Annotated in this window: 23 protein-coding genes; 10 read left to right on the plus strand and 13 right to left on the minus strand. The window is 66.7% G+C overall.

Going from position 1 to position 24,907, the window contains the following annotated elements:
- Positions 1-2 precede the first annotated feature (2 nt).
- Together thiE and ACZ9GM_RS03290 are read left to right on the plus strand one after the other, a co-directional pair.
- Positions 3-764, plus strand: coding sequence for a thiamine phosphate synthase (gene thiE, locus ACZ9GM_RS03285; protein WP_291474310.1), 762 nt, complete (start codon positions 3-5; stop codon positions 762-764).
- A gap of 226 nt (positions 765-990) precedes the next feature.
- A complete protein-coding gene (locus ACZ9GM_RS03290) occupies positions 991-1,566 on the plus strand; it encodes a GNAT family N-acetyltransferase (protein WP_291474311.1) in 576 nt (191 codons plus the stop codon).
- Positions 1,567-1,582: 16 nt separating this feature from the next.
- Here ACZ9GM_RS03290 and ACZ9GM_RS03295 read toward each other — a convergent pair whose 3' ends face one another.
- The 3 genes from ACZ9GM_RS03295 to ACZ9GM_RS03305 are packed head-to-tail and all read right to left on the minus strand — an operon-like array spanning position 1,583 to position 4,003.
- Positions 1,583-2,242: an NAD(P)H-binding protein gene (locus ACZ9GM_RS03295; RefSeq protein ID WP_291474312.1), complete on the minus strand. Its 660-nt coding sequence runs from the start codon at positions 2,240-2,242 to the stop codon at positions 1,583-1,585.
- A 3-nt stretch (positions 2,243-2,245) separates the two neighbouring features.
- Positions 2,246-2,914, minus strand: coding sequence for an NAD(P)H-binding protein (locus ACZ9GM_RS03300; protein ID WP_291474313.1), 669 nt, complete (start codon positions 2,912-2,914; stop codon positions 2,246-2,248).
- 9 nt (positions 2,915-2,923) lie between these two features.
- Positions 2,924-4,003, minus strand: coding sequence for an SPFH domain-containing protein (locus tag ACZ9GM_RS03305; protein ID WP_291474314.1), 1,080 nt, complete (start codon positions 4,001-4,003; stop codon positions 2,924-2,926).
- 222 nt (positions 4,004-4,225) lie between these two features.
- Between ACZ9GM_RS03305 and ACZ9GM_RS03310 the strand changes: the two genes are divergently transcribed.
- The 3 genes from ACZ9GM_RS03310 (at position 4,226) to ACZ9GM_RS03320 (ending at position 7,510) form a co-directional block, all read left to right on the plus strand.
- On the plus strand, positions 4,226-5,392 hold the full coding sequence (locus ACZ9GM_RS03310) for an acyl-CoA dehydrogenase family protein (protein ID WP_291474315.1): 1,167 nt from the start codon (positions 4,226-4,228) through the stop codon (positions 5,390-5,392).
- A gap of 12 nt (positions 5,393-5,404) precedes the next feature.
- Positions 5,405-6,583 carry an acyl-CoA dehydrogenase family protein gene (locus ACZ9GM_RS03315; protein WP_291474316.1) on the plus strand — a complete coding sequence of 393 codons (1,179 nt, stop codon included), beginning with the start codon at positions 5,405-5,407 and terminating at the stop codon, positions 6,581-6,583.
- A 147-nt stretch (positions 6,584-6,730) separates the two neighbouring features.
- Positions 6,731-7,510, plus strand: coding sequence for a hypothetical protein (locus tag ACZ9GM_RS03320; protein WP_476037260.1), 780 nt, complete (start codon positions 6,731-6,733; stop codon positions 7,508-7,510).
- Between the two features lie 12 nt (positions 7,511-7,522).
- On the opposite strand, the gene ACZ9GM_RS03325 is transcribed toward ACZ9GM_RS03320, so the two are convergent.
- Together ACZ9GM_RS03325 and glnA are read right to left on the minus strand one after the other, a co-directional pair.
- The gene (locus ACZ9GM_RS03325) at positions 7,523-8,605 is read right to left on the minus strand and encodes an NAD(P)-dependent alcohol dehydrogenase (RefSeq protein ID WP_476037261.1); all 1,083 of its coding nucleotides are present in this window, start codon (positions 8,603-8,605) and stop codon (positions 7,523-7,525) included.
- An 85-nt stretch (positions 8,606-8,690) separates the two neighbouring features.
- The gene (gene glnA, locus ACZ9GM_RS03330) at positions 8,691-10,127 is read right to left on the minus strand and encodes a type I glutamate--ammonia ligase (protein ID WP_291474319.1); all 1,437 of its coding nucleotides are present in this window, start codon (positions 10,125-10,127) and stop codon (positions 8,691-8,693) included.
- 219 nt (positions 10,128-10,346) lie between these two features.
- Here glnA and ACZ9GM_RS03335 point away from each other — a divergent pair, with 219 nt between their 5' ends.
- Entirely contained in the window at positions 10,347-10,943 is a 597-nt protein-coding gene (locus ACZ9GM_RS03335; RefSeq protein WP_291474320.1) for an RDD family protein, read from the plus strand.
- 107 nt (positions 10,944-11,050) lie between these two features.
- Here the strand turns inward: ACZ9GM_RS03335 and ACZ9GM_RS03340 are convergent, their stop codons facing one another.
- The 5 genes from ACZ9GM_RS03340 to ACZ9GM_RS03360 all read right to left on the minus strand — a co-directional run bounded on the left by ACZ9GM_RS03340 (position 11,051) and on the right by ACZ9GM_RS03360 (position 17,567).
- Positions 11,051-11,824, minus strand: a complete 774-nt coding sequence (locus ACZ9GM_RS03340) for a DUF4191 domain-containing protein (RefSeq protein WP_291474321.1) — start codon at positions 11,822-11,824, stop codon at positions 11,051-11,053.
- Between the two features lie 18 nt (positions 11,825-11,842).
- Entirely contained in the window at positions 11,843-12,892 is a 1,050-nt protein-coding gene (gene lipA / locus ACZ9GM_RS03345; protein WP_291474322.1) for a lipoyl synthase, read from the minus strand.
- Between the two features lie 51 nt (positions 12,893-12,943).
- Entirely contained in the window at positions 12,944-13,696 is a 753-nt protein-coding gene (lipB, locus tag ACZ9GM_RS03350) for a lipoyl(octanoyl) transferase LipB (protein WP_291474323.1), read from the minus strand.
- Between the two features lie 103 nt (positions 13,697-13,799).
- The gene (sucB, locus tag ACZ9GM_RS03355; protein WP_476037262.1) at positions 13,800-15,881 is read right to left on the minus strand and encodes a 2-oxoglutarate dehydrogenase, E2 component, dihydrolipoamide succinyltransferase; all 2,082 of its coding nucleotides are present in this window, start codon (positions 15,879-15,881) and stop codon (positions 13,800-13,802) included.
- 111 nt (positions 15,882-15,992) lie between these two features.
- Positions 15,993-17,567 carry a leucyl aminopeptidase gene (locus ACZ9GM_RS03360; RefSeq protein WP_476037263.1) on the minus strand — a complete coding sequence of 525 codons (1,575 nt, stop codon included), beginning with the start codon at positions 17,565-17,567 and terminating at the stop codon, positions 15,993-15,995.
- Between the two features lie 78 nt (positions 17,568-17,645).
- Here ACZ9GM_RS03360 and ACZ9GM_RS03365 point away from each other — a divergent pair, with 78 nt between their 5' ends.
- Positions 17,646-18,758, plus strand: a complete 1,113-nt coding sequence (locus tag ACZ9GM_RS03365; RefSeq protein WP_291474326.1) for a branched-chain amino acid aminotransferase — start codon at positions 17,646-17,648, stop codon at positions 18,756-18,758.
- A gap of 10 nt (positions 18,759-18,768) precedes the next feature.
- On the opposite strand, the gene ACZ9GM_RS03370 is transcribed toward ACZ9GM_RS03365, so the two are convergent.
- On the minus strand, positions 18,769-19,605 hold the full coding sequence (locus ACZ9GM_RS03370; RefSeq protein ID WP_476037264.1) for a nicotinate-nucleotide--dimethylbenzimidazole phosphoribosyltransferase: 837 nt from the start codon (positions 19,603-19,605) through the stop codon (positions 18,769-18,771).
- A 4-nt stretch (positions 19,606-19,609) separates the two neighbouring features.
- Positions 19,610-20,314 (minus strand): DUF3043 domain-containing protein, encoded by a 705-nt coding sequence (locus ACZ9GM_RS03375; protein ID WP_291473510.1) that lies wholly within the window; start codon positions 20,312-20,314, stop codon positions 19,610-19,612.
- 155 nt (positions 20,315-20,469) lie between these two features.
- Here ACZ9GM_RS03375 and ACZ9GM_RS03380 point away from each other — a divergent pair, with 155 nt between their 5' ends.
- Positions 20,470-20,814 (plus strand): HesB/IscA family protein, encoded by a 345-nt coding sequence (locus tag ACZ9GM_RS03380; protein WP_291473509.1) that lies wholly within the window; start codon positions 20,470-20,472, stop codon positions 20,812-20,814.
- A 121-nt stretch (positions 20,815-20,935) separates the two neighbouring features.
- Here the strand turns inward: ACZ9GM_RS03380 and asnB are convergent, their stop codons facing one another.
- The gene (gene asnB / locus ACZ9GM_RS03385) at positions 20,936-22,873 is read right to left on the minus strand and encodes an asparagine synthase (glutamine-hydrolyzing) (RefSeq protein WP_476037265.1); all 1,938 of its coding nucleotides are present in this window, start codon (positions 22,871-22,873) and stop codon (positions 20,936-20,938) included.
- A gap of 375 nt (positions 22,874-23,248) precedes the next feature.
- Between asnB and ctaC the strand changes: the two genes are divergently transcribed.
- Both ctaC and ctaF read left to right on the plus strand, forming a co-directional pair.
- Positions 23,249-24,358, plus strand: a complete 1,110-nt coding sequence (gene ctaC, locus ACZ9GM_RS03390) for an aa3-type cytochrome oxidase subunit II (protein WP_476037266.1) — start codon at positions 23,249-23,251, stop codon at positions 24,356-24,358.
- Positions 24,359-24,385: 27 nt separating this feature from the next.
- Positions 24,386-24,817: an aa3-type cytochrome oxidase subunit IV gene (gene ctaF / locus ACZ9GM_RS03395; RefSeq protein ID WP_291473506.1), complete on the plus strand. Its 432-nt coding sequence runs from the start codon at positions 24,386-24,388 to the stop codon at positions 24,815-24,817.
- The last annotated feature ends 90 nt before the right edge of the window (positions 24,818-24,907 follow it).

A 24,907-nucleotide genomic window follows, 5' to 3' on the forward strand; every position in this document is an offset into this window, starting at 1 on the left:
ACATGAGCCTTTCCCGTTTCAGTGCCACCCCCGACCGTGACCTGCGTGTCCGACGTCTCGATCAGCTTCAGGACGCCTCGTTGTACCTGTGCACCCCGGCCAGGGCCGAACAGGGCGATCTGCGGGATTTCCTCCACGCCGCCTACGAGGGAGGGGTGGACATCATTCAGTTGCGCGACAAGTCCATCGACACCTGCGACGAGATCGCGGCGCTGGAGGTCCTGGCCTCGGTGGCGGAGGAACACGGGAAGCTGTTCGCGGTCAACGACCGGGCGGACATCGCCGCACTGGTGGGCGCGGACGTCTTCCACGTCGGCCAGGACGATCTGACCATCCCCCAGGTGCGGTCCCTGCTGGGCCCGGACGTGGTGGTGGGACTGTCCACTCACTCGCTGTCGCAGGCACGCGCCGCGATGGAGGACGCCGACCTCGACTATTTCTGCACCGGGCCGCTCTGGGAGACCCCGACGAAACCGGGACGCGCGGCAACGGGACTGTCGCTGGTGACGGAGACCGCGTCAATGCTGGTCTCGGCCCCTGAGCAGTGGCAACGTGAGAAGGTGTGGTTCACGATCGGTGGGGTGAACGCGTCCACCCTGCCGGAGGTGCAGGCGGCGGCCGGTGAGGGGTCGGAGGGGTACCCGGTGCGTGCCGTGGTGGTGCGTCCGTTGACCGAGACGGATGATCCCCGGGCCGCGGCGGCGGAGCTGAAGGCTGTGTTGGGGGGCCGAGCTGGACAAGGACTGACCTCCTGTACCCGCTGACGCCGAAGTCCAATGCAGTTACCAGTACCGGTAGCTGTATGGGCATGGGCGGGACAGGACCGGCACAGATGACGTCGACAATTCGGCGGTTGGAGCGGGTGATCCGGAGCTCGGGACCGGTCGGCTGAATGCGGCGAGAACGAGTTAGGTGACGCCGTTATGCCCACCTGCTGGGACGGGGTGTCTCACCCCTGCCGACCAGCAGGAACACCGGTATCATGCGGTTATGAACACCATCACAGACGCCACATCTGCCACAGTTCCCACCGGACAAGGGTTCCCGGTCATCCGTCCCGAGCGTATCGACGGTTCAGACATCGGAGCCATCCGCGCTCTGACCAACGACGCATTCGCCAAGGTCGAACACGCCTCCGGCACCGAGTCGAAGATCATCGACGCCCTCCGCGACGCCGGTGAACTCCGGTACTCGCTCGTCGCCGTCCACGCAGGACGCATCGTCGGACATGTCGCAGCATCCCCCGTGACCCTCGACCCACCGGACGGGGGTTGGTGGTACGGCATCGGACCGATATCGGTACATCCGGATTTCCAGGGCCAGGGAACCGGCTCCGGGCTGATGCGGGCCCTGCTCGACCTGCTCGTCATCTACGGGGCGACCGGTGCGGTCCTGCTCGGCGAGCCTTCGCTCTACGCCCGGTTCGGCTTCGCTCACCGTGAGGGTCTCACGATGGCTGGGCTGGCGCCGGAGCAGGTGTCCTACTTCCAGGCCCTGCGTCTCGACCGCAAGGGTGACTACCCCGAGGCTACCGTCACCTACAGCGCTGCGTTCGACGTCCAGTAGTTGTCAGGCAGTTTCCCTAGATCTCACTGGCGGGGAGGTAGCCGTCGACGAACTCGACTGTCCGGTCACCGGGAAGAGAGTTGCGGTCTGCGAAGACCGTGATGATCTCGGCGACGAGTTCGCGGGAGGTGTGGGAGTCCTCCGGCGGCAGATTTGTGGTCGGAGTCGCGTACCCGACAGCGGACTCCAGGGTGAGTGCGGACGGTCCGAGGATCAGGTACTCCAGGCCCTCGGTGCTGTTGAGTCGGTCGTCGACGGTCTTCTTCGCGTCCGCATAAGGGTAGAAGGAGTCGCCTTCGGGGACCCGGTGGTGGGTGGCGCCGAGGTAGGAGACATTGATGAACCGGGGAGTCTTTCCGGCGTCGCGCAACCGCTCCAGGGAATTGATGACCGCGAGGGCGGCATCACGGTCGACGGCGTAGGTGCGCTCCGGAGTTCCTCCACCGGCGCCGGCGGACCAGACGATGACGTCGAACCCGGCGAGCAGAGTGTCCCACCCGTCCGCTGTCACCCGGGTGATGTCGAGGACCAGGGGAGTGGCGCCCGTGGCCTCGATGTCGGCGGACTGTCCAGCGTCGCGGATCACCGAGGTCACGGAGAAACCGAGATCGCCGAGCATCGGTGCAGTAAGCAGGGCGACCCTGCCGTGGCCGCCGATGATGAGAGCTGAGGGCACGTCTCAGCCGATCTCACTGACCGGGGTCGGCCCGTCGATGAACTCGACGGTCCGGTCCGCCGGCAGGGTCTCACGGGCGGCGAGTTCGGCGATGACGTCCGCCACGAGCTCGCGGGAGGTCTCGGTCGACCATTCCGGATTATCGGCGGCGGCGTCCACCGGTGCCCAGCCGGTGGACGGCTCCAGAGTGAGTGCCGCCGGACCGAGGATCGCGTAGTCCAGACCGGTGGTGCTGTTCAGCCGGTCATCGACGATCTTCTTCGCATCTGCATAGGGGAAGAAGGAGTCGTCCTCCGGCACGGAGTGCTTCGTCGCCCCGACATAGGAGACGTTGAGGTAGCGCGGTGCCTTGCCGGCGTCCCGCAGTCGCTCGAGGGAGTCGATGACCGCGAGAGCGGCGTCCCGGTCGACGGCGTAGGTGCGCTCAGCGGCGCCACCTCCGGCACCGGCGGACCAGATGACCACGTCGAACCGGCCGAGCAGGGCATCCCAAGCGTCCGGGGTGATCCGGGTGAGATCGAGCACCAGGGGAGTGGCACCGAGCGCCTCGATGTCCTCAGACTGTTCCGGCTTCCGGATCACCGAGGTGACCGCGAAACCGCGGTCGATGAGCTTAGGGGTTGCGAGCAGGGCCACTTTGCCGTGGCCGCCGATGATGAGTGCGTCAGACATACCCCGTGTCTACGCGCCGTTGTCGCGCTTCGCCAGTTCCCGCAGGCCCGGTGCGACCGAGGCGATCTGGCTGAGCAGCCGGTTGAGGTCCTGGCCATCGCCGACGAGGGTGAGGTTCGCCGATCCGAGTGCCTCGGACAGCGAGTCGATCATCTCCGGCATCTGGTCGACCATCTGCTTGTCGATGATGACGCCACGGTTGGACGCCACCGCATCGGACGTGGTGCGCAGGGCCTGTGCCTCGGCTTCGGCTTCGATGCGCCGACGCTGCGCCTCAGCCTCGGCGGGCTTGACGACCTCGGCGATCAGCTCCTGCTCACGCAGCAGCGCCTGCTCGGCGGCGAGCTCGGACTGCTTGGCGACGACCTGACGTTCTGCCTCGGCCTTGGCCAGCGGGCCGGACGCCTCGGCCTCCGCCTTCGCCTGCGCGGTCTGCTTGATGTTCTCGCTGGTGAGCAGGTCGGTGTCGCGCTGGTACTCGGACTTCAGGCGGTTGGCCTTCTGTCGCTCGTTCTCGATCTCGGCGTCCCGGCGGGCCTCGGCGACGGCTGCCTCACGCTCGACACGGGCGAGCTCCGGGGCGGAGAGGGAGCGGATGTAGTTGTTGTCGTCGGTGATGGAGCTGATCTGGAAGGAGTCGATTCCCCAGCCCAGTTCCGCCATCTTCGGCTCGGCGTTGGTCAGGACGTCGGACGCCAGGCGCATGCGGTCGGAGATCATCTCCTCCACGGTCATCTGGCCGATCATCGCACGGGTCTCGCCACCGAAGATGTCGTAGGCGGCGCGTAGCACCTCCTTGCGGTCGCTGCCCTCGAAGCGGGACGCGGCACGGGTGATGTGGTTCTTGTCCGGCCGGACGCGGAAGACGACAGTGGCCTCGACGGCGACCTCGACGTTCTGGGCGGACGGGGCGGCGACACGGACCTGGACGGTGTTCGCTCCGATGTAGAACCGCTGGACCCGGTGGAGGATGGGGACCGACCACGCGCCGCCGCCGACGACGATGCGGTAGGGACTGTCCGGACTACGGTGGCCGAAGCCTCCGCTGATCAGGATCGCTTCGGTGGGTTTCGGCACGTCGTAGAGCATGTCAGGTCCTTTCCAGGTGCCGGCACAGAACAGGTGCCGGGGCGCGTAAGGACAGGCTATCAGTTTCGGGTGCGGTCGAAACCGGGTTCCACACGGGGGTAACTGAAACATAATTCATGGGACGTGGTGTCGGTCGGAGAGTGGGCCGGGTATGGTCACCAACTATCGCCCCGTGGCAGTGATCTGAACCACCGCCGCCCGACAACGTGAGGAGTAACACGGATGAATCTGGAGCTCACAGCGGAGGAGATCGCTTTCCGCGATGACCTGCGCGCCATCTTCCGGGAAGTCCCTGAGGAGATCCGCAACCGTTACCGTGCCGGACAGGCCACCCGCCAGGACATCATCGATTCCCAGCAGGTGCTCAACAAGCACGGTGTGGCCGTTCCCCACTGGCCCGTCGCGTACGGCGGACAGGACTGGACCCCCACCCAGGCGCATATCTACACCAATGAGCTCCAGCGGGCCGGCATCCCTGAGCCCCTGCCGTTCAACACCGGCATGGTCGGGCCCGTCATCGCGAACTTCGGCAGCGACGAGCTCAAGGACCGCTTCCTCGCCAAGACCGCCAACCTCGACATCTGGTGGTCACAGGGCTTCTCCGAGCCCGGTGCCGGTTCCGACCTTGCAGGTCTGAAGACCACCGCGGTCCGCGACGGTGACCACTACGTCGTCAACGGTCAGAAGACCTGGACCACCCTCGGCCAGCACGGTGAGTGGATGTTCCTCCTGGTCCGCACCGACCCGACCGCCGACAAGCCGCAGAAGGGCATCTCCTTCCTGCTCGTCGACATGACCACCCCGGGCATCGAGCGCCGCCCGATCCGGCTGATCGACGGCTCGGTCGAGGTCAACGAGTTCTTCTTCACCGACGTCCGGATTCCGGCCGAGAACCTCGTCGGCGAGGAGAACAAGGGCTGGACCTACGCCAAGTTCCTCCTCGGCAACGAGCGCAACGGCATGGCCCAGGTCGGTACCAGCCAGCGCATGTACACTGCCCTGGTCTCCGAGGCCGCGGACCGTGAGGTCGCCGGCCACAAGGTCATCGAGGACCCGGAGTTCCGCAGCCGCCTTTACGGCATCAAGCTGCGTCTCACCGCCCTCGAGGCCACGATGCTGCGCGTCACCGCCGCCAGTGAGGGGGGCAAGCCCTCCCCGCTGTCCTCTCTGCTGAAGATCGAGGGCAGCCGCATCCTCCAGGAGCTCAATGATCTGGCGGTCACCGCCCTCGGGTCCGACGCCGTGGAGATCACCGGGGCCGCGGCCACCGCTGAGGACCACGACGGCGACCCGGTCGTCGAGTACCTCAACAACCGCAAGGTCTCCATCTACGGCGGCACCAACGAAGTGCAGGCCGGCGTCATCGCCAAGGCAATTCTCGGACTCTAGGAGGTCAGAACAATGGATCTTTCACTCAACGACGAACAGCAGATGCTCGCTGACAGTGTCCGCGACATCTTCTCCTCCGCCGACGGCGATCCCACCGCCGGTGGCGAGGCCCCCGAGGTCGCCCTCGAGTTCCGCCGCGACGTGTGGACGCAGGCCGCCGAGATGGGGCTGACGGCCCTCCCGGTCGCCGAGGACTACAACGGCGCCGGCGCCGGTATCGCCGAGGTCTGGGCCACCACCAACACCCTGGGCACCCTGGGTTCCCCGGAGCCGCTCACCGATGCCGCCTATGTCCCCTCCTGGATCATCTCGGACCTCGGTTCCGCGGACCAGAAGAAGGAGTGGCTCGGCCGCATCTCCACCGGTGAGGTCATCGTCCCGCTCGCCCACGCCGAAGCCGGCACCGGCTGGGACGCTGCCCGTACCGCCACGGTCACCGGGGGTGCTCTCTCCGGCACCAAGCGCGCCGTGGTCCTCGCCGACAACGCAGACGCCTACCTGGTCACCGCCGTCGCTGACGGTACCCCGGGTGTCTTCCTCGTCGCCGCGGACGCCGACGGTGTCTCCGTCGGGATCCACCGCGACGCCGAGTGGGTCCGTACCGGCACCGTCACCTTCGACGGCGCCGCCGCCGAGCGTCTCGGTGACGCCGGTGCCGAGACCGTCGAGGCGTCCCTGCGCCGTGCTGTGGCCCTGGGCCGTATCGCCCATGGAGGACGCGCCGTCGGCCTCATGGAAACCGCACTGAAGACCACCGTGGAGTACCTCAAGGTGCGCAAGCAGTTCGGTGTCACCCTGAACCGCTTCCAGGTGCTGGTCCACCGTGCCGCGCAGATGTACTCCGACGTCGAACTGGCCCGTTCCACCTCACTGTGGGCGACCGCCGTCGCCGAGGCCTTCCCCGGCACCGTCGACACCCTCTCCGCCGAGGACCTCGATGAGCTGACCCGTACCGCCCTGGACTCCCACAACTTCCTGCTGGGCCAGGCGCGCACCATCGCCGAAGAGGCCGTGCAGCTGCACGGTGGCATCGGCGTGACCTACGAGGCCGCCATCAGCCACTACGCTGCGGCTCTCACCGGCTTCCGCCAGGTCTACGGCGGCGAGCTGGGAGCACGCAGCGAGGGCATCGCGTCCTCCTCCCCGGAGAACGCCCCCAGCGCCCTGCTGGACAACGCCCTGATCCCCTGATCACGGCTTACTGTCACCCCCCCCTGACCCGGATACGCGACGACTGACGGAGTGGCGTGTGCCATGATGGACAGGCACAGATCGTCGACATCCGGAGCAGGAATGACAAGAGGCAGGTACTCACACAGGATCGTGGCAGGAGTGGCGTTGACGCTGCTTCTCGGCGTGGGGACGGGCCTCACCGCCTGCTCCGATGACTCCTCGGACGACTCGGAGACGACGACCGCGAGTTCGTCGACCGCCGGATCCTCGAGCGCAGCTCCGTCGAGCTCCGGGACCCCGGATTCCCCGGCTCCCGAGGACGCACCGGAGGGTGGCGCCCCCGCACCCCAGGGTGACGACGCGGACGCCGACCAGGGGTCCACCCCGGTGGATCCCGCCACCGCGATCCTCGGTGCCGGTGACGCCCCCGCCGGGTTCACCGTCACCGACCCGCAGCAGGCTCAGCAGACGGATATCGCAGGGACCCAGCAGATGCTGGACGCCATGACCGTCACCCCGCCGGAATGCAAGGCTGTTCTGCAGGAGCAGCTGGCGGCCGGCGATGCCGCCGCCGCAGGCGTGTCCACCGTCACCTACAGTGACGGCGGCGAGCAGTTCATCCTCGGCGCTGTCGGTCCCGCCGGCAGCAACCAGACCGACAACGGGTGTTCCAACCTCACCGCCAAGGGCGACATGAACGGTGTGCCCGTGAGCATCACCTCCACGTCAGAGGACGTCGCCGTCAACCTCAACGGTGTGGAGAACGCGCGGGGCGTCCGGTCCAACGTCGCCATGGATGTCGGGGGCCAGCAGATCACGATCGTCCAGACCACGATCTCCGGTACCGTCAACGGCAACGACTTCAGCGTCACGGGCAGCGAGGGCGTGAGCCAGGACGTTCTCGTCGGACTGGCCCGGACCCAGGCCGACCGGCTGCGGGGCTGAACAGGGTCAGCCTCAGATCGTCGCCGCGTCGATGACGAAGCGGTAGCGCACGTCAGAGCGGACCGCCCGGTCGTAGGCCTCGTTGACGTCTGCGGCGTCGATGAGTTCGATCTCGGCTGTCACCCCGTGGTCCGCACAGAAGTCGAGCATGTCCTGGGTCTCGGCGATGCCGCCGACCAGTGAACCCGCCAGGGACCGCCGCTGACCGGTGAGCATACGCACCGGGACGTTCAGCGGCTGCTCCGGCAGCCCGATCTGCACCATCACGCCGTCGAAGGCCAGCGTGGCCATGTAGGACGCCGTGTCCAGGTCCACGCTCACCGTGTTGAGGATGAGATCGAAGCGGCGGGAGCAGGACTCCGCGAAACTGCCGTCAGCGGTCGAGACAAGGTCCACGGCACCGAATCCGAGCGCCTCCTCCCGCTTGGTCTCCGAGTGGGAGAGCACCGTGACCTCCGCACCCATCGCCACCGCGATCTTCACGGCGACATGCCCCACCCCGCCCATCCCGACGACCGCGACGCGGCGTCCGGGGCCGGCGCCCCAGTGCTTGAGCGGGGCATAGGCTGTGATCCCGGCGCAGAGCAGGGGAGCGGCCGCCGCCGGATCGAGCGAGTCCGGCACCCGCAGGACAAAAGTGTCCCGGGTGACGATCTCGGTGGCGTAGCCGCCCTGCGTCACCTCTCCGTCGGTGTACCGGTTCTCACTGGCGTAGGTCATCACCGTGCCGTTCTCGCAGTAGCCCTCCTCGTCGGCCAGACAGGCGTCACAGTGACCGCAGGAGTCAGAGAAGCACCCCACCCCGACCCGGTCACCGACCGAGAAGCGGGAGACCTCTGAGCCGATTCCGACGACGGTTCCGACGATCTCGTGGCCGGGCACCAGGGGCAGGGGTCTGGGGCCGAAGTCACCCCGGACATTGTGGATGTCGGAGTGGCAGATGCCGGAGTAGTCGACGCGGATCCGGACGTCGTCGTCACGCAGGGGCCGCCGGGTGATCTGCAGGCGTTCCAGGGGAGCACCGAGGGAGGTGACTCCCCAGGCGTCCACCGTGCGGGTGGTGTTGTCGTCGGTACGGTCTGCGGCTGTGGTCATGTGTCGCGTCCTTTCCGTGAAAGCGGGCACCCCCGCCCTGGCCGGAGCCGGAAGCGGGGGTGGGCAGTGACTGCAGGAATGGTGTCTAGCAGTTGAAGTACATCTCGAACTCCTGCGGGGTCGGGCGCAGGCGGACGGGGGCGATCTCGTTGTCGTACTTGTAGGAGATGTAGGTGTCGAGCAGGTCGTCGGTGAAGACGCCGCCCTCGGTGAGGAACTCGTTGTCCTCCTCCAGAGCCTTCAGCGCGGCCTCGAGGGAGGTCGGCGCGGTCGGGATGGACGCGGCTTCCTCCGGCGGGAGCTCGTAGAGGTCCTTGTCGACCGGGGCGTGCGGCTCGATGCGGTTCTTGATGCCGTCGAGGCCGGCGAGCATCATGGCGGCCATACCGAAGTAGGGGTTACCCGACGGGTCCGGAGCGCGGAACTCGAGGCGCTTGGCCTTCGGGTTGGAGCCGGTGATCGGGATACGCACGGCCGCGGAGCGGTTGCGCTGCGAGTAGACCAGGTTGATCGGGGCCTCGAAGCCCGGGACCAGACGGTGGTAGGAGTTCAGCGTCGGGTTGGTGAAGGCCAGGACCGAACCGGCGTGGTGCAGGATGCCGCCGATGTAGTAGCGGGCCAGGTCGGACAGGCCGGCGTAGCCGTTCTCGTCGAAGAACAGCGGCTTGCCGTCCTTCCACAGGGACTGGTGGGCGTGCATTCCTGAGCCGTTGTCACCGGCGAGCGGCTTCGGCATGAAGGTGGCGGACTTGCCGAACTGGCCGGCGGTGCCTTTGATGATGTACTTGAAGGACTGCAGGTCATCTGCAGCGTGCAGCAGGGTGTTGAACTTGTAGTTGATCTCCTGCTGTCCACCGGTGCCGACCTCGTGGTGGAAGCGCTCGAGCTCGTACTCGGCGGCGATGAGGTTCTTCACCATCGCATCGCGGACCTCACCGGTCTGGTCGATCGGCGGGACCGGGAAGTAACCGCCCTTGACGGGGGTCTTGTGGCCGAGGTTCGGGGTGCCGTCGAGGTTGGTGTCCTTACCCCGGTTCCACCATCCCTCGTCCGAATCAACCTCGTAGAAGGAGTTGTTGATGTCGGTGGAGTACTTCACCTTGTCGAAGAGGTAGAACTCCGCCTCCAGGCCGAAGTTACAGGTGTCGGCGATGCCGGTGGACGCGAGGTACTCCTCTGCCTTGCGGGCGACATTGCGCGGATCGCGGGAGAAAGGCTCGCGGGTGAAGGGGTCATGGACGAAGAACTTGATGTTCAGGGTCTTCGTCTTCCGGAACGGATCGACCTTCGCGGTCGCCAGGTCCGGGAGAAGGTTCATGTCGGACTCATCGATGGTGGTGAACCCGCGGACGGAGGAACCGTCGAAGGCCAGACCGTCGGTGACAGCGTCCTCGTCGAACGCGGCGGCGGGGATGGTGAAGTGCTGTTCCACACCCGGGACGTCGGTGAACCGGACGTCAACGAACTCGATGTCCTCGTCCTTGATGAACTTCGTGACCTCTTCGGCCGTCTTGAATGCCACAGTGGGACTCCTTGCAGTCATGGTCGGCACAGCCTCGGTTTCGCGCGGCGGTCCGCCGCGGTGGCTGAGTCTGGGAACAAGCTTATGTTCGGGATGTTGCCCGGTCGTCAATCCAGTGTTACCGACATGTAACACTCGCCGCGACCCCTTGGGAGGGTCTGCACCAAGCCTACGGTACGGGTTGGGCCACCGCTACGCCGCCCCGGTAGGCTGGCACCCATGGCAAAGCGGCAGAGCAAGGGCAGTAACACGGGTGGGAAGAGCGGTGGGAAAAAGACCACCCAGGGGAGGACCTCCAAGGAGTACCAGCAGAAGCAGCGTCGCGAGCGGAGAACCGAGCGCGCCGCCCAGCCGGTGTGGCTTGAAGGCCCTCAGGTTCCGGGCCAGTACGAGGACCCGACAGACCTCAGCCCGTACCCCGGCAAGCTCCTGGGCCTGCCTAAAGACGGTCCCGGGTCCGTCGCCCCGCTGTTCCCCCGTCTCATCGCGCTGCTCATTGACTGGCTCATCTGCTGGGGTATCGCCGCACTGATCTGCACCATGACTGATGCTCTCGGTGGCGTGTCGACGGTGACGATGATGGTGTGGATCCTGTGGCGCGTCATCACCGTCTGGCTCTTCGCCCAGTCCCCGGGCCACGCGATCATGGGCATCGGTGTCGCCCGTGTCGATGACACCGAGAAGCGGGTCGGCCTGCTCCGGTCGATCTTCCGGACGATCCTCACCGTGTTCCTCTTCCCGCCGATCATCCAGGACACTGACAGCCGCGGTATGCACGACCGCGCGACCGGCACCGCGGTGATCCGCACACGCTAGGGGAGACACCGTCGGCACAGAAAAAGCACAGAGAAACCGCCGTTCCCTCAATGAGGGGAGCGGCGGTTTCTCTGTGCTTTTTCTGTGCTTCAGTGTCAGCGGCGGGATCAGCCCCGCTTGTTGCGCTCCGAAGCGCGACGGGCACGACGGTTCATGCCGGACATGTTCGCCTGACGCGGCATCGGGCCCTTCGGCAGTGACGCCTCACGGGAGTTGAGCCGGGAGATGGACTCGATGCGGCTGTTGAGCGCGTCCACCTCGTTCTTCTTGACGTTGCGGGGCAGCTTCATCAACGCGGACTGGATCTTGCGGACCTCCACCTCGCCTTCACCGTCGCCGATGTACATGTCGTAGATCGGGGTGTTGCCGAGGATGCGGGCCAGACGGCGACGCTCCTGCGCCATCAGCGGCTTGAGGCGGGACCGGTTGCCCTCACCGACCAGGACGACGCCGGGCGTGCCGACGACGCGGTGGACGGCGTCCATGTGCGTGTTGGACGCGACACCGGTCTCGGTGATCCACTTCATGCCCACGCCGGAACGCAGGTTGTCCAGGGCCCATGCTGCGGCACCGGGCTGCCCCTCGATCTGGTCGTACACACCGGACTGGAGACGGCGCGAGAAGATGATCATCGCGGCGACCGCGCCGATCAGCAGGCCGATGACGAGGTTGAACCACCATGCGCCGAACACCATGCTGAGCAGCAGCATGAGGGCCACCGGGACCAGAAGACCCAGCAGCATGTAGGGGACGAGTTTCTTGTCCCGCTTGCGCTGCAGCTGGAACGCCTGCCACATCTGGCCGCGGGTCTGCTTCCGCCGCGCCTTCTTGGCGGCCTTCTCAAGCCGCTTGTTTTCCTTCTCCCGGGGGTCTTTCGCCATGGGACCCAGTCTAGAGCATCACTGCCGTGCCGAGGTGACCGGAGTCTCCTTGGAGGCGCCGTACTTCTCCAGCAGCGTGCTCGCTTCCTGGCTCGTGGAGGACCCCAGGTTGTCACCGAGGTGTGCGAGGTTCTCCGGCAGTGCCTCACCGCGTGCGGCCTTCGCCTCGGCGTAGAGGCGACCGGAACGGTAGGAGGAACGCACCAGCGGACCGGACATCACGGCACCGAAACCGAGTTCCTTGGCGAACTCGGAGTGCTCCATGAACTCCTCCGGCTTCACCCACCGCTCGATGGGGTGGTGCATGTTCGTCGGACGTAGGTACTGCGTGATGGTGATGATGTCGCAGCCGGCGTCCTTCAGGTCGGTGAGGGAGGACTGCACCTCCTCGGCGGTTTCACCCATGCCGAGGATCAGGTTGGACTTGGTCACCAGACCGAAGTCACGGGCGGCACGGATGACCTCCAGCGAGCGGTCGTAGCGGAAGGCCGGACGGATGCGTTTGAAGATGCGCGGCACGGTCTCCAGGTTGTGCGCGAAGACCTCCGGACGCGCCTCGAAGACCTCGGCGAGCAGGTCGGGCTTCGCCGAGAAGTCGGGGGTGAGGTTCTCGACTCCGGTGTTCGGGTTGAGCTCGTGGACCTTGCGCACGATCTCTGCGTAGAGCCAGGCGCCCTCGTCGTCGAGGTCGTCGCGGGTCACGCCGGTGATGGTGGCGTAGCGCAGATCCATCTCGCGGATGTTCTCGGCGACTCGCCGCGGCTCGTCACGGTCGAGAGGGGAGGGCTTGCCGGACTTGATCTGGCAGAAGTCACACCGGCGGGAGCAGGTGTCGCCACCGATGAGGAAGGACGCCTCGCGGTCCTCCCAGCACTCGTGGATGTTGGGGCAGCCCGCCTCCTGACACACGGTGTGGAGTCCTGCGCCGGAGACCCGGTTCTTCATGTCCCGGTACTCCGGGCCCATTTTCGCGGTGGTCCGGATCCAGCGGGGCTTCTGCTCGATGGGGGTCTGCGCATTCTTTGCTTCGATGCGCAGAAGTCGTCGGCCGTCTGCAGCGATAGTCACAGGCCCCACCCTACGCTGCAGGTGTCGACACGTCGAAGTGGCTCACGGTGATCACAGTGCATCGGAGACGTCCTTCACCGGGCCGTGCGCGAGTTCCTCGGGTACATCGGTGTCCGTGGTCGGCAGGGTGCCGTCCAGGGCGTCGAGGAGGTGCCGGGTGAGCAGCGGGGTGGCGTCCGCCACGGTGATGTCGCGGCCCAGTTCGGCGCTGAGAGTGGTGACCCCGGTGTCCGGCAGACCACAGGGCACGATGTGGTTGTAGTAGTCCAGGGTGTTGTCGCAGTTCAGGGCGACGCCGTGCATGGTGACGCCGCGGGTGACGCGGATCCCGATGGCAGCCACCTTGCGGGCGGGGAGGAGCTGACCGTTGAGGATGCCGGCGGGGAGCCAGACCCCCGAGCGCCCCGCCACGCGCCCCACCGCATCGAGTCCGAGGTCGTGGCAGGTGGCGATGACCGCCTCCTCGATACGCCGGACGTAGTCGACGACGTCGATCGGGTCATCCAGTTTGATGATCGGGTAGGCGACGAGCTGGCCGGGGCCGTGCCAGGTGATCCGGCCGCCACGGTCGACGTCGACGACGGGCAGGCCGTTGGTCGGCAGGTCCTCCGGCTGGGTGCGCTTGCCGGCGGTGTATGTCGGCGGGTGCTGGAGCAGCAGGAGGGTGTCGGGGGTCTTGTCGGCGGCACGCCTGCCTGCCAGGTCGGCCTGGTGTCGCCAGGCCTCGAGATAGTCGACAGTGCGCAGGTCGACCACATCGACCGGGTCGGAGGTGTTGCGGATAGATCCGTGCTGGAAGCCCATGGATGCCGATCCTACCCCCGACAAGAGGAACCGCCCCGGCCCCTCCCGTTGACGGGGAGGATCCGGGGCGGTGGGCCACCGGTGACTTACCGGGCGAGAACGCCTAGAGGGCGAGGTCGCCGGTGAAGTCGTAGTTCTCCAGGCGGTCCTTGATGCTGGTCAGGAAGCGACCGGCATCGGCACCGTCGATGATCTGGTGGTCGTAGGTCATCGGGAGGAAGACCATCTGGCGGATGCTGATGGCGTCCTGTCCGTCCTCGGAGATGACCACCGGGCGCTTGACGATGGCACCGGTACCGAGCATCGCGGCCTGCGGCGGCACGAGGATCGGGGTGTCCGTCAGGGCGCCTTCGGAACCGATGTTGGTGATGGTGAAGGTGCCGCCCATGATGTCGTTCGGCTTGAGCTTCTTGTTCCGGGCACGGTCCGCGATGTCGACGATGGCCTTGGCAAGCTCCGGCAGGGACAGGTCCTGGGCGTTGTGGACGACCGGGGAGATGAGACCCTCCGGGGTGTCCACGGCGAAGCTCAGGTTGACCGAGTCGTGGTAGGTCATCTCCTGGGTTTCGGCGTTGTAGGACGCGTTGACGTTCGGGTGGGCCAAGAGGGCCTCGACGACAGCCTTGGCGAAGAAGGGCAGGTAGGTGAGGTTGACACCGTACTTGTCCTGGAACGCGGCCTTGGATGACTTGCGCAGGTCGGCGACGCGGGTCATGTCGACCTCGTGGACCTGGGTGAGCTGCGCGGCACCGTGGAGGGACTCCAGGGTGGTCTTCGCGGTGATCGCACGGATCCGGTTCACCTTCGCGGTGGTACCACGCAGGGAGGCCTTGGCCGGATCGGAGCCCTTGAGCACGACGGCGGCCGGGGCTGCGTCGGTCTCGGTGGAGCGACCCTCAGCGGCGGCGAGGACATCCTGCTTGCGGATACGGCCGCCGACACCGGAACCGGTGACCGTCGACAGGTCCACGCCGTGCTTCTCGGCGAGCTTGCGCACCAGCGGAGTGACGTAGGGCAGGTTTCCGGCGGCGGGCTCAGACTTCGGCTCGGGCTTCGGCTCGGGCTTCGGCTCGGGCTTCGGCTCAGGCTTCGGCTCGGGCTTCGGCTCGGGCTTCGGCTCGGGCTTCGGCTCGGCCTTGGGCTTCTCCTCCTTCGGCTCTTCCTTCGGCTCGGCCTTCTTCTCGGCCGGGGCTGCGGCGGCGGAGCCCCGGCCGATGCGGGCGATGACGGCGCCGACGTCGACGGTGTCGTCCTCGTCAGCGAGGATCTCGACTATGGTGCCGCCGACGGGGGAGGGGACCTCGGTGTCGACCTTGTCGGTCGAGACTTCGAGCAGCGGCTCGTCGACCTCGACGGTGTCGCCGACCTTCTTGAGCCAGTTGGTGACGGTGCCCTCGGTGACGGACTCACCGAGTTCCGGCATCTTCACGTCGGTGGCGTCGCCGGAAGCGGCCGGGGCAGACTCCTCCGGCTCCTCAGCCTTCTCCTCGGTGGCGGGAGCCTCTTCCGCGGGTTCGGGCTTCGGCTCTTCCTTCGGCTCTTCGTTCGGCTCGGCCTTCTTCTCGGCCGGAGCTGCGGCGGCGGAGCCGTCGCCGATGCGGGCGATGACGGCGCCGACGTCGACGGTGTCGTCCTCGTCAGCGAGGATCTCGACTATGGTGCCGCCGACGGGGGAGGGGACCTCGGTGTCGACCTTGTCGGTCGAGACTTCGAGCAGCGGCTCGTCGACCTCGACGGTGTCGCCGACCTTCTTGAGCCAGTTGGTGACGGTGCCCTCGGTGACGGACTCACCGAGTTCCGGCATCTTCACGTCGGTGGCGTCGCCGGAAGCGGCCGGGGCAGACTCCTCCGGCTCCTCAGCCTTCTCCTCGGTGGCGGGAGCCTCTTCCGCGGGCTCTTCGGCCGGGACTTCGGCTGCGGAAGATCCGGTGTCCCCGGCGCTCTCGCCCTCCTCGCCGATCACGGCGATGACGGCACCCACATCGACGGTGTCGTCCTCCTCCGCCTTGATCTCCAGCAGCACACCGGCGGCCGGGGAGGGGATCTCGGTGTCGACCTTGTCGGTGGAGACCTCGAGCAGCGGCTCATCCACGGCGACAGTGTCACCGACCTTCTTCAGCCACTGGGTCACAGTGCCTTCGGTCACGGACTCGCCCAGTTCGGGCATTTCGACGGAGTACGCCATGGTGTTGAAGCTCCTATAATGACGAAAAATAACAGATGTGGTCTCTGCCTGAATAGTACATAGGGTAGTCCGCCTCGGCCTGTTACGCCCGCAGGGGGTCGAGCCAGGGGATCAGTCGGACGCCGCGACATCCTCGAGGAAAGCGATGAGGGTGCGGACCGGCGCCCCGGTACCCCTCTTCGGGGTGTATCCGTGGGCGCTGCCGGTGTTGTAGGCAGGCCCGGCGATATCCAGGTGCGCCCAGTCCAGTCCCTCGGGGATGACGTGGGCGAGATACTGGCCTGCCGCGGCCATCCCACCCCAGCGGGAAGTGCCGGTGTTCCTTACATCGGCGACGTCCGAGCGGATGTCCTCGGCGATCTCGGCGGGCAACGGCATCGGCCAGGCGTCCTCCCCGGTCTGCCGGCCGTGTGCGACGATGCGGTCGCGGAGCGACGGCGTCCCCATCACGGCGGTGATGCGGTCACCGAGGGTGGCGACCTGGGCACCGGTCAATGTCGCCGCCTCGACCAGCAGATCCGGGGCGTCCTCAGCGGCGCGGGCGAGGGCATCGGCGAGGATGAGCCGGCCCTCGGCGTCCGTGTTGAGGATCTCCGAGGTGCTGCCGCCGTAGTGCCGGATGATGTCGCCGGGACGCAGTGCGTCGCCGTCCGGCATGTTCTCCACCAGCGGGATCGTCGCGGTGACCTCCACCGGCAGTTCCAGCTCCGCGGCGGCGAGGACTGTCGCGACCATCGCCGCGGACCCGCCCATGTCGGAGATCATCGCGTCCATCCCGGGGGCCTTCTTCAGGGAGACACCGCCGGTGTCGAATGTCACACCCTTGCCGACCAGAGCCACGTGCGGGCGGTCCGTCACCTCGGGCCGGTAGTGCATACGCACCAGTCGGGGCGGGCGGGCGGAACCACGTCCCACCGCCAGGAGCCCACCGAAGCCCTGCTCGGCCAGATCATCCTCGTCGAGGCTCCCGACCTCCACGCCGGAGCGTCCTGCGAGATCAGCGATGATCTGTGCGTAGGTGTCCGGGGTGAGTTCTGAGGCGGGTGCATTGACCAGGTCACGGGCACAGGTCACCGCCTCAACGACCGTGCAGGCGTGGGCGAAGACCTCGGGGGTCTCCGGAGTGTCCGGTGCGATGACCGTCACCGCACGCAGATGGCCCTCGCCGGTGGGACGCCGCCGGCCGGAGTAGCGGTATCCGCCGAGGGCATGGCCTTCCACTGCGGCGGCGGTACAGTCACCGACACCGGTGAGATCGCCGAGCAGGCTGACGGCGGTGAGCCCGGCGTCCATGTTCTCGACGGCGAGGCTTTCCAGCGCCCGGGACGCCGCTCCTGCCGCCCGGCGCACCATCTCTGCGTCGGGTCGGTGGATTCCTTCATCTCTGTCTGCCGGTCCGAGGCCGACAGTGAGCACCCGGGTCGCGGTGACGCCGTCGGGCACCGGCAGCAGCCCGGTCTCCCCGGCGGCACCGGCGACCCCGGTCTCCACGGCAGCCTTCCACAGCTCCACCTGGACTGCCTCCCCGAGCCGGTGGGCAACCGGAAGCTCAGGTCCGGACGCCCCGGCGATCACGGGCACGACCAGCACATCCGCCGGGGGAAGAGCGTCGTCGGTGCTCAGCTGGAGCGCCGGGACAGCGCCGTGGGTGATGGTGGGGGCAATCGACTGGATTCCGGATGTCATATGGCTTCTCCGCTGCTGGTCGGCGAGGGTGCGGGGGTGGTTCCGCCGCAGGTCCTTTCCGGGTCTAGGATACAGGGCATGGCAGCTTCCCCTGAGTTCACCCGCAACCTCACCACCACCCCGACTCCGGCGGAGAAGATCGAGCAGATCCTCGTCAACCCGGGCTTCGGCAACTACTTCACCGACCACATGGTCGTCATCGACTGGAACGAGGCCGAGGGCTGGCACGACGCCCGCGTCGTCCCCTACGGCCCGATCCGCATGGATCCGGCGTCCTCCGTCCTGCACTACGGGCAGGCCATCTTCGAAGGGCTGAAGGCCTACCGTCACGAGGACGGTTCCGTGGTCACCTTCCGCCCGGAGAAGAACGCCGCACGGTTCCAGGCCTCCGCCGAGCGACTGGCCATGCCGGAGCTCCCCGAGGACCTGTTCCTGGAGTCCCTGCGTCAGATCGTCCAGGTCGACGAGGCCTGGGTCCCTGCCGCCGGTGGTGAGGAGGCGCTGTACCTTCGTCCCTTCATGATCTCCCGTGAGGTCGGGCTGGGCGTGCACCCCGCCTCCAGCTACTCCTACTACGTCATCGCCTCGCCGGCCGGCGCCTACTTCAAGGGCGGCATTACGCCGGTCAGCGTGTGGCTGTCCACCGAGTACGTCCGCGCCGCCCCGGGCGGTACAGGTGCTGCGAAGTTCGCCGGCAACTACGCCGGTTCGCTCGCCGCTCAGGCCCATGCCGAGGAGCAGGGCTGCGACCAGGTCGTCTGGCTCGACGCCATCGAGCGCACCTACATCGAGGAGATGGGCGGCATGAACCTCGCGTTCATCTTCGGAACCGGTGACGACGCCGAGCTCGTCACTCCGGCACTGTCCGGTTCACTGCTCGCGGGTGTCACCCGTGACTCCCTGCTCACCGTGGCCGCCGACGAGGGGATCAAGGTCACCGAGAAGAAGTTCAGTGTCCAGGACTGGAAGGACGCCGCGGCATCCGGTGCGATGTCCGAGGCCTTCGCCTGCGGTACCGCTGCAGTGATCACCCCGGTCGGCACCGTCAAAGACAAGTCCGGTGAGTTCCAGGTCAACGGCGGGGTCTCCGGTGAGATCACCATGAAACTGCGTGAACACCTCACCGGCATCCAGCGCGGCACCGTCGAGGACGTGCACGGCTGGAATTACGACCTGATCCCGGCGAAGTAGCGGGAACCGGTCAGAAGTAGTCGGCGGCGATGCGTACCAGGGGAAGCGTCGCCAGGCCGGCACCGGTGTCGAGTCCGAGGTCGCGGTCGAACACCGGCGACAGGCGCAGGCGGTCGACGGTGAATCCGACCGTGGGGGAGACGGGGCGGTGGGGGACCAGCCACCAGCGGGCGGCACCGGGGGACATCGCGTCCGCCAGCAGGGCCGCTGTGAGTGTGTCCGCCCCGTCGAGGGTCACCGGGGCGCGGCGGGCCGCGGCCTGGGTGAGGACACCGACCATCACCGTGAGATCCGGGGTACCCAGGATGCGGAGGATCTCCCGGACGGATCCGGCGTCCCACGGGCCGTTGCGGTAGCCGCGGGCGCGGAACATGGCGTCCCGCACGGTCTCCACCGCATCACGCCACACCGCGACGTCCGCGCCGATCTCGTGGCGCACCACGGCGACGGGCTCCTTGCGGCATACCGTGGCGGTGACCGCAGCCGACGAGATGTCGGTGGCGGAGCTTCCGCTGCCACTGAGCAGCAGCAGCGGGACGCCGGAATCGACCGCGTGGTCCGTCAGCGCCGCCCCCTCGGCGAGACGCTCTTCGACCTCGTCGGCGTCCAGACCCACTGCCGCGGCCGGGGCGACCGGGTGGACCCGGACATCGACGCCGACGGTGGACGCCAGAGAAGCCAGGCGGGACCCGCCGGCGGTGGTCTCCGCGGCGAACGACTCTTCCGCCGTGACGGACAGGAGCGCAGGTGGCTGCCCGGTGTCCCCGGTGAGGGAGGTCGTCAGGGCCGTGTCCCGGGCCCAGGCGGCCAGGGCGGGCAGCAGTGCGGTCGGGGCCGTGGTGGGCATCTGGCTAGACCGTGTCGCCGATGTTGACCTGCGGGGCCGGGGTGCGCATCCTGCGGATCATGGTCGCGCGGGTGAAGGCGTAGAAGCCCAGGGTCCAGCGGCCGAAGGCACGGTCCGGGAAGCGCTCGTCGACGAGCTTGTTGACCTTGCGTCCGAGGAAGAAGCCCTCGATGACCAGCAGGACGATCACGAAGAGCATGATCAGGGAGACCAGGTTGGCGATCTCCGGTGCGCTCATTCCGATGATCATGACCAGCACGACGATCAGGGCGATCGGCAGGAACATGTTCATCATGTAGCGCCGGGAATCCACGTAGTTGCGGACGAAGAGCTTCTCCTTGCCCTGGTCGCGGGGCAGCAGGTAGTTCGGGTCGCCGGCCATCATGCGCTCATTGGCCTTGCGGCGGGCGACCGCGGCCTCCTCGCGCTCACGCTTCTTCTTGTCCTTGAACTCCTCCTTGCTCATGGACTTCTTCTCGGCCTTCTTCCGCTCCCTGGCCTCCTTGGGCGTGAGCGGGGCGTCATAGTGGGCGCGGCGGGTACCGGCCTGCCGCTCGACATCGTTCCGCCGCGGGGTGGGGCGGCCCTTCTTCGGGGTCTGACCCTTCGGGAGGGCGGCGTCCTCGAAAGTATCCTCGAAGGCGCCGATGTTCTCGTCTGCGGCGTTGTCGCCGGGGGTGTCGGCTTCTCTGTTCCAGGGCAGTTTCACACCCCACAGGCTAGAGCACGACGGGGGAGGTGTCCCAACGAGGTCCCGTTGCAGGGGGGGAGAGTGCCGCGGGCACCGCCACGGGAATACACCGCTGGAATTGTCGGTTGAACGGGGGTAGCGTGACAACCAACCGCAATACCGAGGAGGAACAGATGACCGCTCCCGAGAAGACCACCGGCGTCGAAGTGACCGGTGCCGCCGCCGCGAAGGCTGCCGCTCTGCTGGCCCAAGAGGGCCGTGACGACCTCTCCCTGCGCATCGCCGTGCAGCCGGGCGGTTGTGCGGGACTGCGCTACCAGCTCTTCTTCGATGACCGCAGCCTCGACGGCGACCACGTCGACCACTTCGACGGCGTGGACCTTGTCGTGGACAAGATGTCGGCCCCGTACCTCATGGGTGCGAAGATCGATTTCGCCGACACGATCGAGTCCCAGGGGTTCACCATCGACAACCCCAACGCCGGCGGTTCCTGCGCCTGCGGCGACTCTTTCAGCTGACCGGCTCCGCGCCGACGCGAACGACCCCACAGGGTGGATCCACGGTGATCCACCACCCTGTGGGGTCGTTACTCTGTGCCGGAGGGGCGGCGTCCCTCCCCGCTACCTCCCGCGGCGCGCCCTAGAGCTGGACGGGGTAGTCCTGCTCGTCGATGTCCGGGTGGATCCGGTTCTCGACGAAGATGCCGTGCCAGATCATGAACGCGATGACGGTCCACAGGCGGCGGGAGTGGTCCGGGCCGCTCCCGGAGTTCATCGAGACGCGGTGCTCGTCAAGCATCGCCAGAACCTCCGCCTTGTTGAAGATGTCCTCGGTCCGGGACTCTTCGATGGTGGTACGGGCCCAGTCGTAGAGCTCCGGGCCGGCAAGCCAGTGGCGGATCGGCACGGGGAAGCCGAGCTTCTTCCGGTTGATCACGTGCGGGGGAACGATGAGCTCCATGGCACGACGCAGCGCGTACTTCGTCGTGTCGTGGCTGATCTTCAGGTCGTAGGGGATCGTTCGGGCGACGTCGAAGACGACCTTGTCCAGGAACGGAACGCGCAGTTCCAGGGAGTTGGCCATGGTGATCTTGTCTGCCTTGACGAGGATGTCACCGCGCATCCAGGTGAACAGGTCCAGGTGCTGCATCCGCGACACCGGGTCGAACTGTTCCGACTGTGCGTAGATCGGGGCCGTGACCTCACGGTGGTCCCACTCCGGCCGCGCGATCTTGAGGACGCGTTCGAGCTGCTCGTAGTTGAAGGAGCGGGCGTTGCCGTAGTAACGCTCCTCCATCGGTGTGGTTCCGCGCAGGAGAAGGGACTTGCCGCGCTGGCCCTCGGGCAGGGCCTGACCCAGCCTGTTGAGGACCTTCTTGATCGGGGAGGGGACCTTGTCGAACGGGGCGAGGGACAGGGGCTCCTTGTAGATGGTGTAGCCGCCGAAGAGCTCGTCGGCGCCCTCACCCGAGAGCACCACCTTGACGCGCTCACGCGCGGCGGCGGCGACGAAGTAGAGGGGGATCAGGGCCGGGTCAGCCACCGGGTCGTCGAGGTACCAGATGATCTTCGGCACCGCGGCGGCGAATTCCTCGGGGGAGACGACCTTGACGACGTGTTCCACGCCGATGGCCCCGGCGGACTCGGCGGCGACATCGACCTCGGAGTACCCCTCACGCTCGAAACCGGTGGTGAAGGTGATGAGATCCGGGTTGTGCTGCTTGGCCAGTGCGGCGATCGCGGTGGAATCGATACCCCCGGAGAGGAAGGAACCCACGGTCACGTCGGCCCGCATGTGCTTGGCCACGGAGTCCTGCAGGGCGTCCGCGATCTTCCGGAACAGGGCGTCTTCGCTGCCGGAGGGTACCGGGACCGGGGTGAAGTCGGGGCGGAAGTAGCGCACTGCCTTCACCTCGTCGCCGGGATGCAGCGTGGTGTGGCAACCGGACTCGAGGCGACGGATGCCGGCGTGGAGGGTCTCCGGCTCCGGGACGTACTGCAGATCCGTGTAGTGGACGATGGCCCGGTCGTCAAGGCTCTTGTCCAGACCGATGGCCTCTGCCATGTCGAGGATGGACTTCTTCTCGCTGCCGAAGACGGTGCCGGCCGCGGTCGTCGCGTAGAACATCGGCTTGATGCCGAACTGGTCGCGGGCGAGGAACATGGTGCGTTCGGTGGCGTCCCACACGGCGAAGGCGAACATGCCCCGCAGGTGGTTGACGACGTCCTCGCCCCAGTGGTGGTAGCCGACGACGATGGTCTCGGAGTCGCCGGAGGTGTTGAAGGAGTAACCGGCGGCCTGCAGCTCCTCGCGCAGTTCCAGGTAGTTGTAGATCTCACCGTTGAAGGTCATGGAGTAGCGGGCGGGCTCGCCCTCCGGACCCCACTGGAGCGGCTGGTGGGAGTGCTCCAGATCGATGATGGACAGTCGGTTGAAACCGAAGACGACGTCGTCGTCGTTCCAGGTCCCGTCCTCGTCCGGGCCGCGGTGACGCATGCAGGGCAGGGCGTGGGCCACGGGGTCGACGAACCGGGGTGCGTCGCCGAGGGCGGTGAGAATTCCAAGAAGTCCACACATGAGCTGTAGAGGTCATCTCCATACTTATAGGGAAGGCGGCCGGACGGGGAATGCCACGGCGGAGGCCGCACCTGCCGGTCGCGGGTACGGGAGACAACGATACTAGGCACACACCCGCCGCACGCCAGTCGGCACTTCCGGTGCAGGCGGGGGAGGTGCGGCAGGACGCCAGGGGGGTCGGCGGGAGACAGAGGTATCCGTACGGTCAACCCCGAATAGGGCCGCTGTATGCCCGACACTGTGACCTAGATGATGGACGCCGGGAAGGCATGCACTATTGTCGTTCATTGATACGGAAAGTGCGGGTAGTCCTCTGCAGGTGACCCCGCGCAGCTTCCGGTGAACACGACGTGTGATTGAGGAAGGCATACTCGCGTGGAACAGCGAAAAGTTCACGGTATGGCCCGCAAGCTGGGACTGGCCGGCGCTCTGGGACTCGGTGCCCTGGCCCTTGCCGGCTGCGACGCCACTCCCCCCGACAACGGTTTCTTCCATGCCCTGCGCATGGGCTGGCCGGACGGCATCACCCCTGAGTCCAAGTCCATGGGCAACTTCTGGGTCTGGACCTGGGTTGCCGCATGGATCATCGGCATCATCATGTGGGCCCTGATGTTCGTGGTGATCTTCCGGGACAGCGCCAAGCGCGCCAAGAAGGCCGGTAAGGGGGAGTTCCCGCGTCAGACCGCCTACAACGTCAACCTCGAGCTGACCCTGACGACCGTCCCGGTCCTGATCGTCATGGCCCTGTTCTTCTTCACGGTGCAGACCCAGGACGAGGTCACGGCACTGGACAAGAACCCTGAGGTCACTGTCGACGTCACCGCCTACCAGTGGAACTGGAAGTTCGGCTACGGCGAAGTCAAGGGGAACCTGACCCCCGACGGATCCGACTACGACGGCACCGACGAGCAGAAGACCTCCGATTCGGCACTCCTCTCCGCCCCGAGTGAAGAGGTTGACGAGCACGAGCCTGCGGGCCCGATCCACGGCAATTCCTCCGAGGACTACTCGTACCTCAACTACGACAAGATCGAGACCCTCGGTACGTCCGAAGAGGTTCCGGTCCTGGTTCTGCCGAGCAATACCCCGATCGAGTTCAACCTTGCGTCCTCTGACGTGATCCACTCCTTCTGGGTTCCGGAGTTCCTCTTCAAGCGCGACGCCATGCCGCACCCGGAGAAGAACCACCAGGAGCGACGCTTCCAGATCGCAGCCATCGAGGAGGAAGGTGCCTTCGTCGGCCGTTGTGCCGAGATGTGCGGTACCTACCACGCGATGATGAACTTCGAGATCCGTGTCGTCTCCCCGGAGGCCTTCACCGAGTACCTCGATTTCCGTCAGTCGAACCCGACCGCCACCAACGCGGAAGCATTGAAGTCGATCGACGAAGCGCCGTACGCCACCAGCACCCGCCCCTTCCTCCCGGACCGTGCCGGTACCCGTTCGGTGGACGGCGACAACTACATCGGCGACGAGGCCGCGTAAGCGGCAGGAACTCCAAAGGAGAGAACAATGCGGCAGACAGCCAAGTTGATGTACGGCCTGGCGGCGTTCCTGGTCGTCATGACGGTCCTGTATTTCTTCGCGACCGCCAAGCTCAACGACAACGGAAACGGTCAGGGAATCGAGTGGGCCGGTGGTACCGGCCTGGTGCTCGCCACCCTGCTGTGCCTCTTCCTCGGTGGCTACTTCCACCTGACCAATGCCAAAGCCGACATCGAGCCGAAGGACTGGGAGCAGGCCGAGATCGAGGACGGTGCCGGCGTGCTCGGCTTCTTCTCCGCGAGCTCCGGTTGGCCCTTCCTGATGGCCTTCGCCATCATGCTCATGGGCTACGGCATCGCCTTCTTCCACATCTGGCTGATCCTCATGGGTGCCGTCATGCTGGTCTGGGCGACCATCATGCTCAACCTGCAGTACGGCCTTCCCCCCGAGAAGGACTAGGGGCGCTCGACCCGGTCGTGAAGGACAACGCCCGGCCCACCGGAAACGGTGGGCCGGGCGTTGTCCTGTGTCCGCGGGTCTGCCTGACGG

It is taken from the genome of Corynebacterium sp. UD i78 (assembly GCF_056280545.1).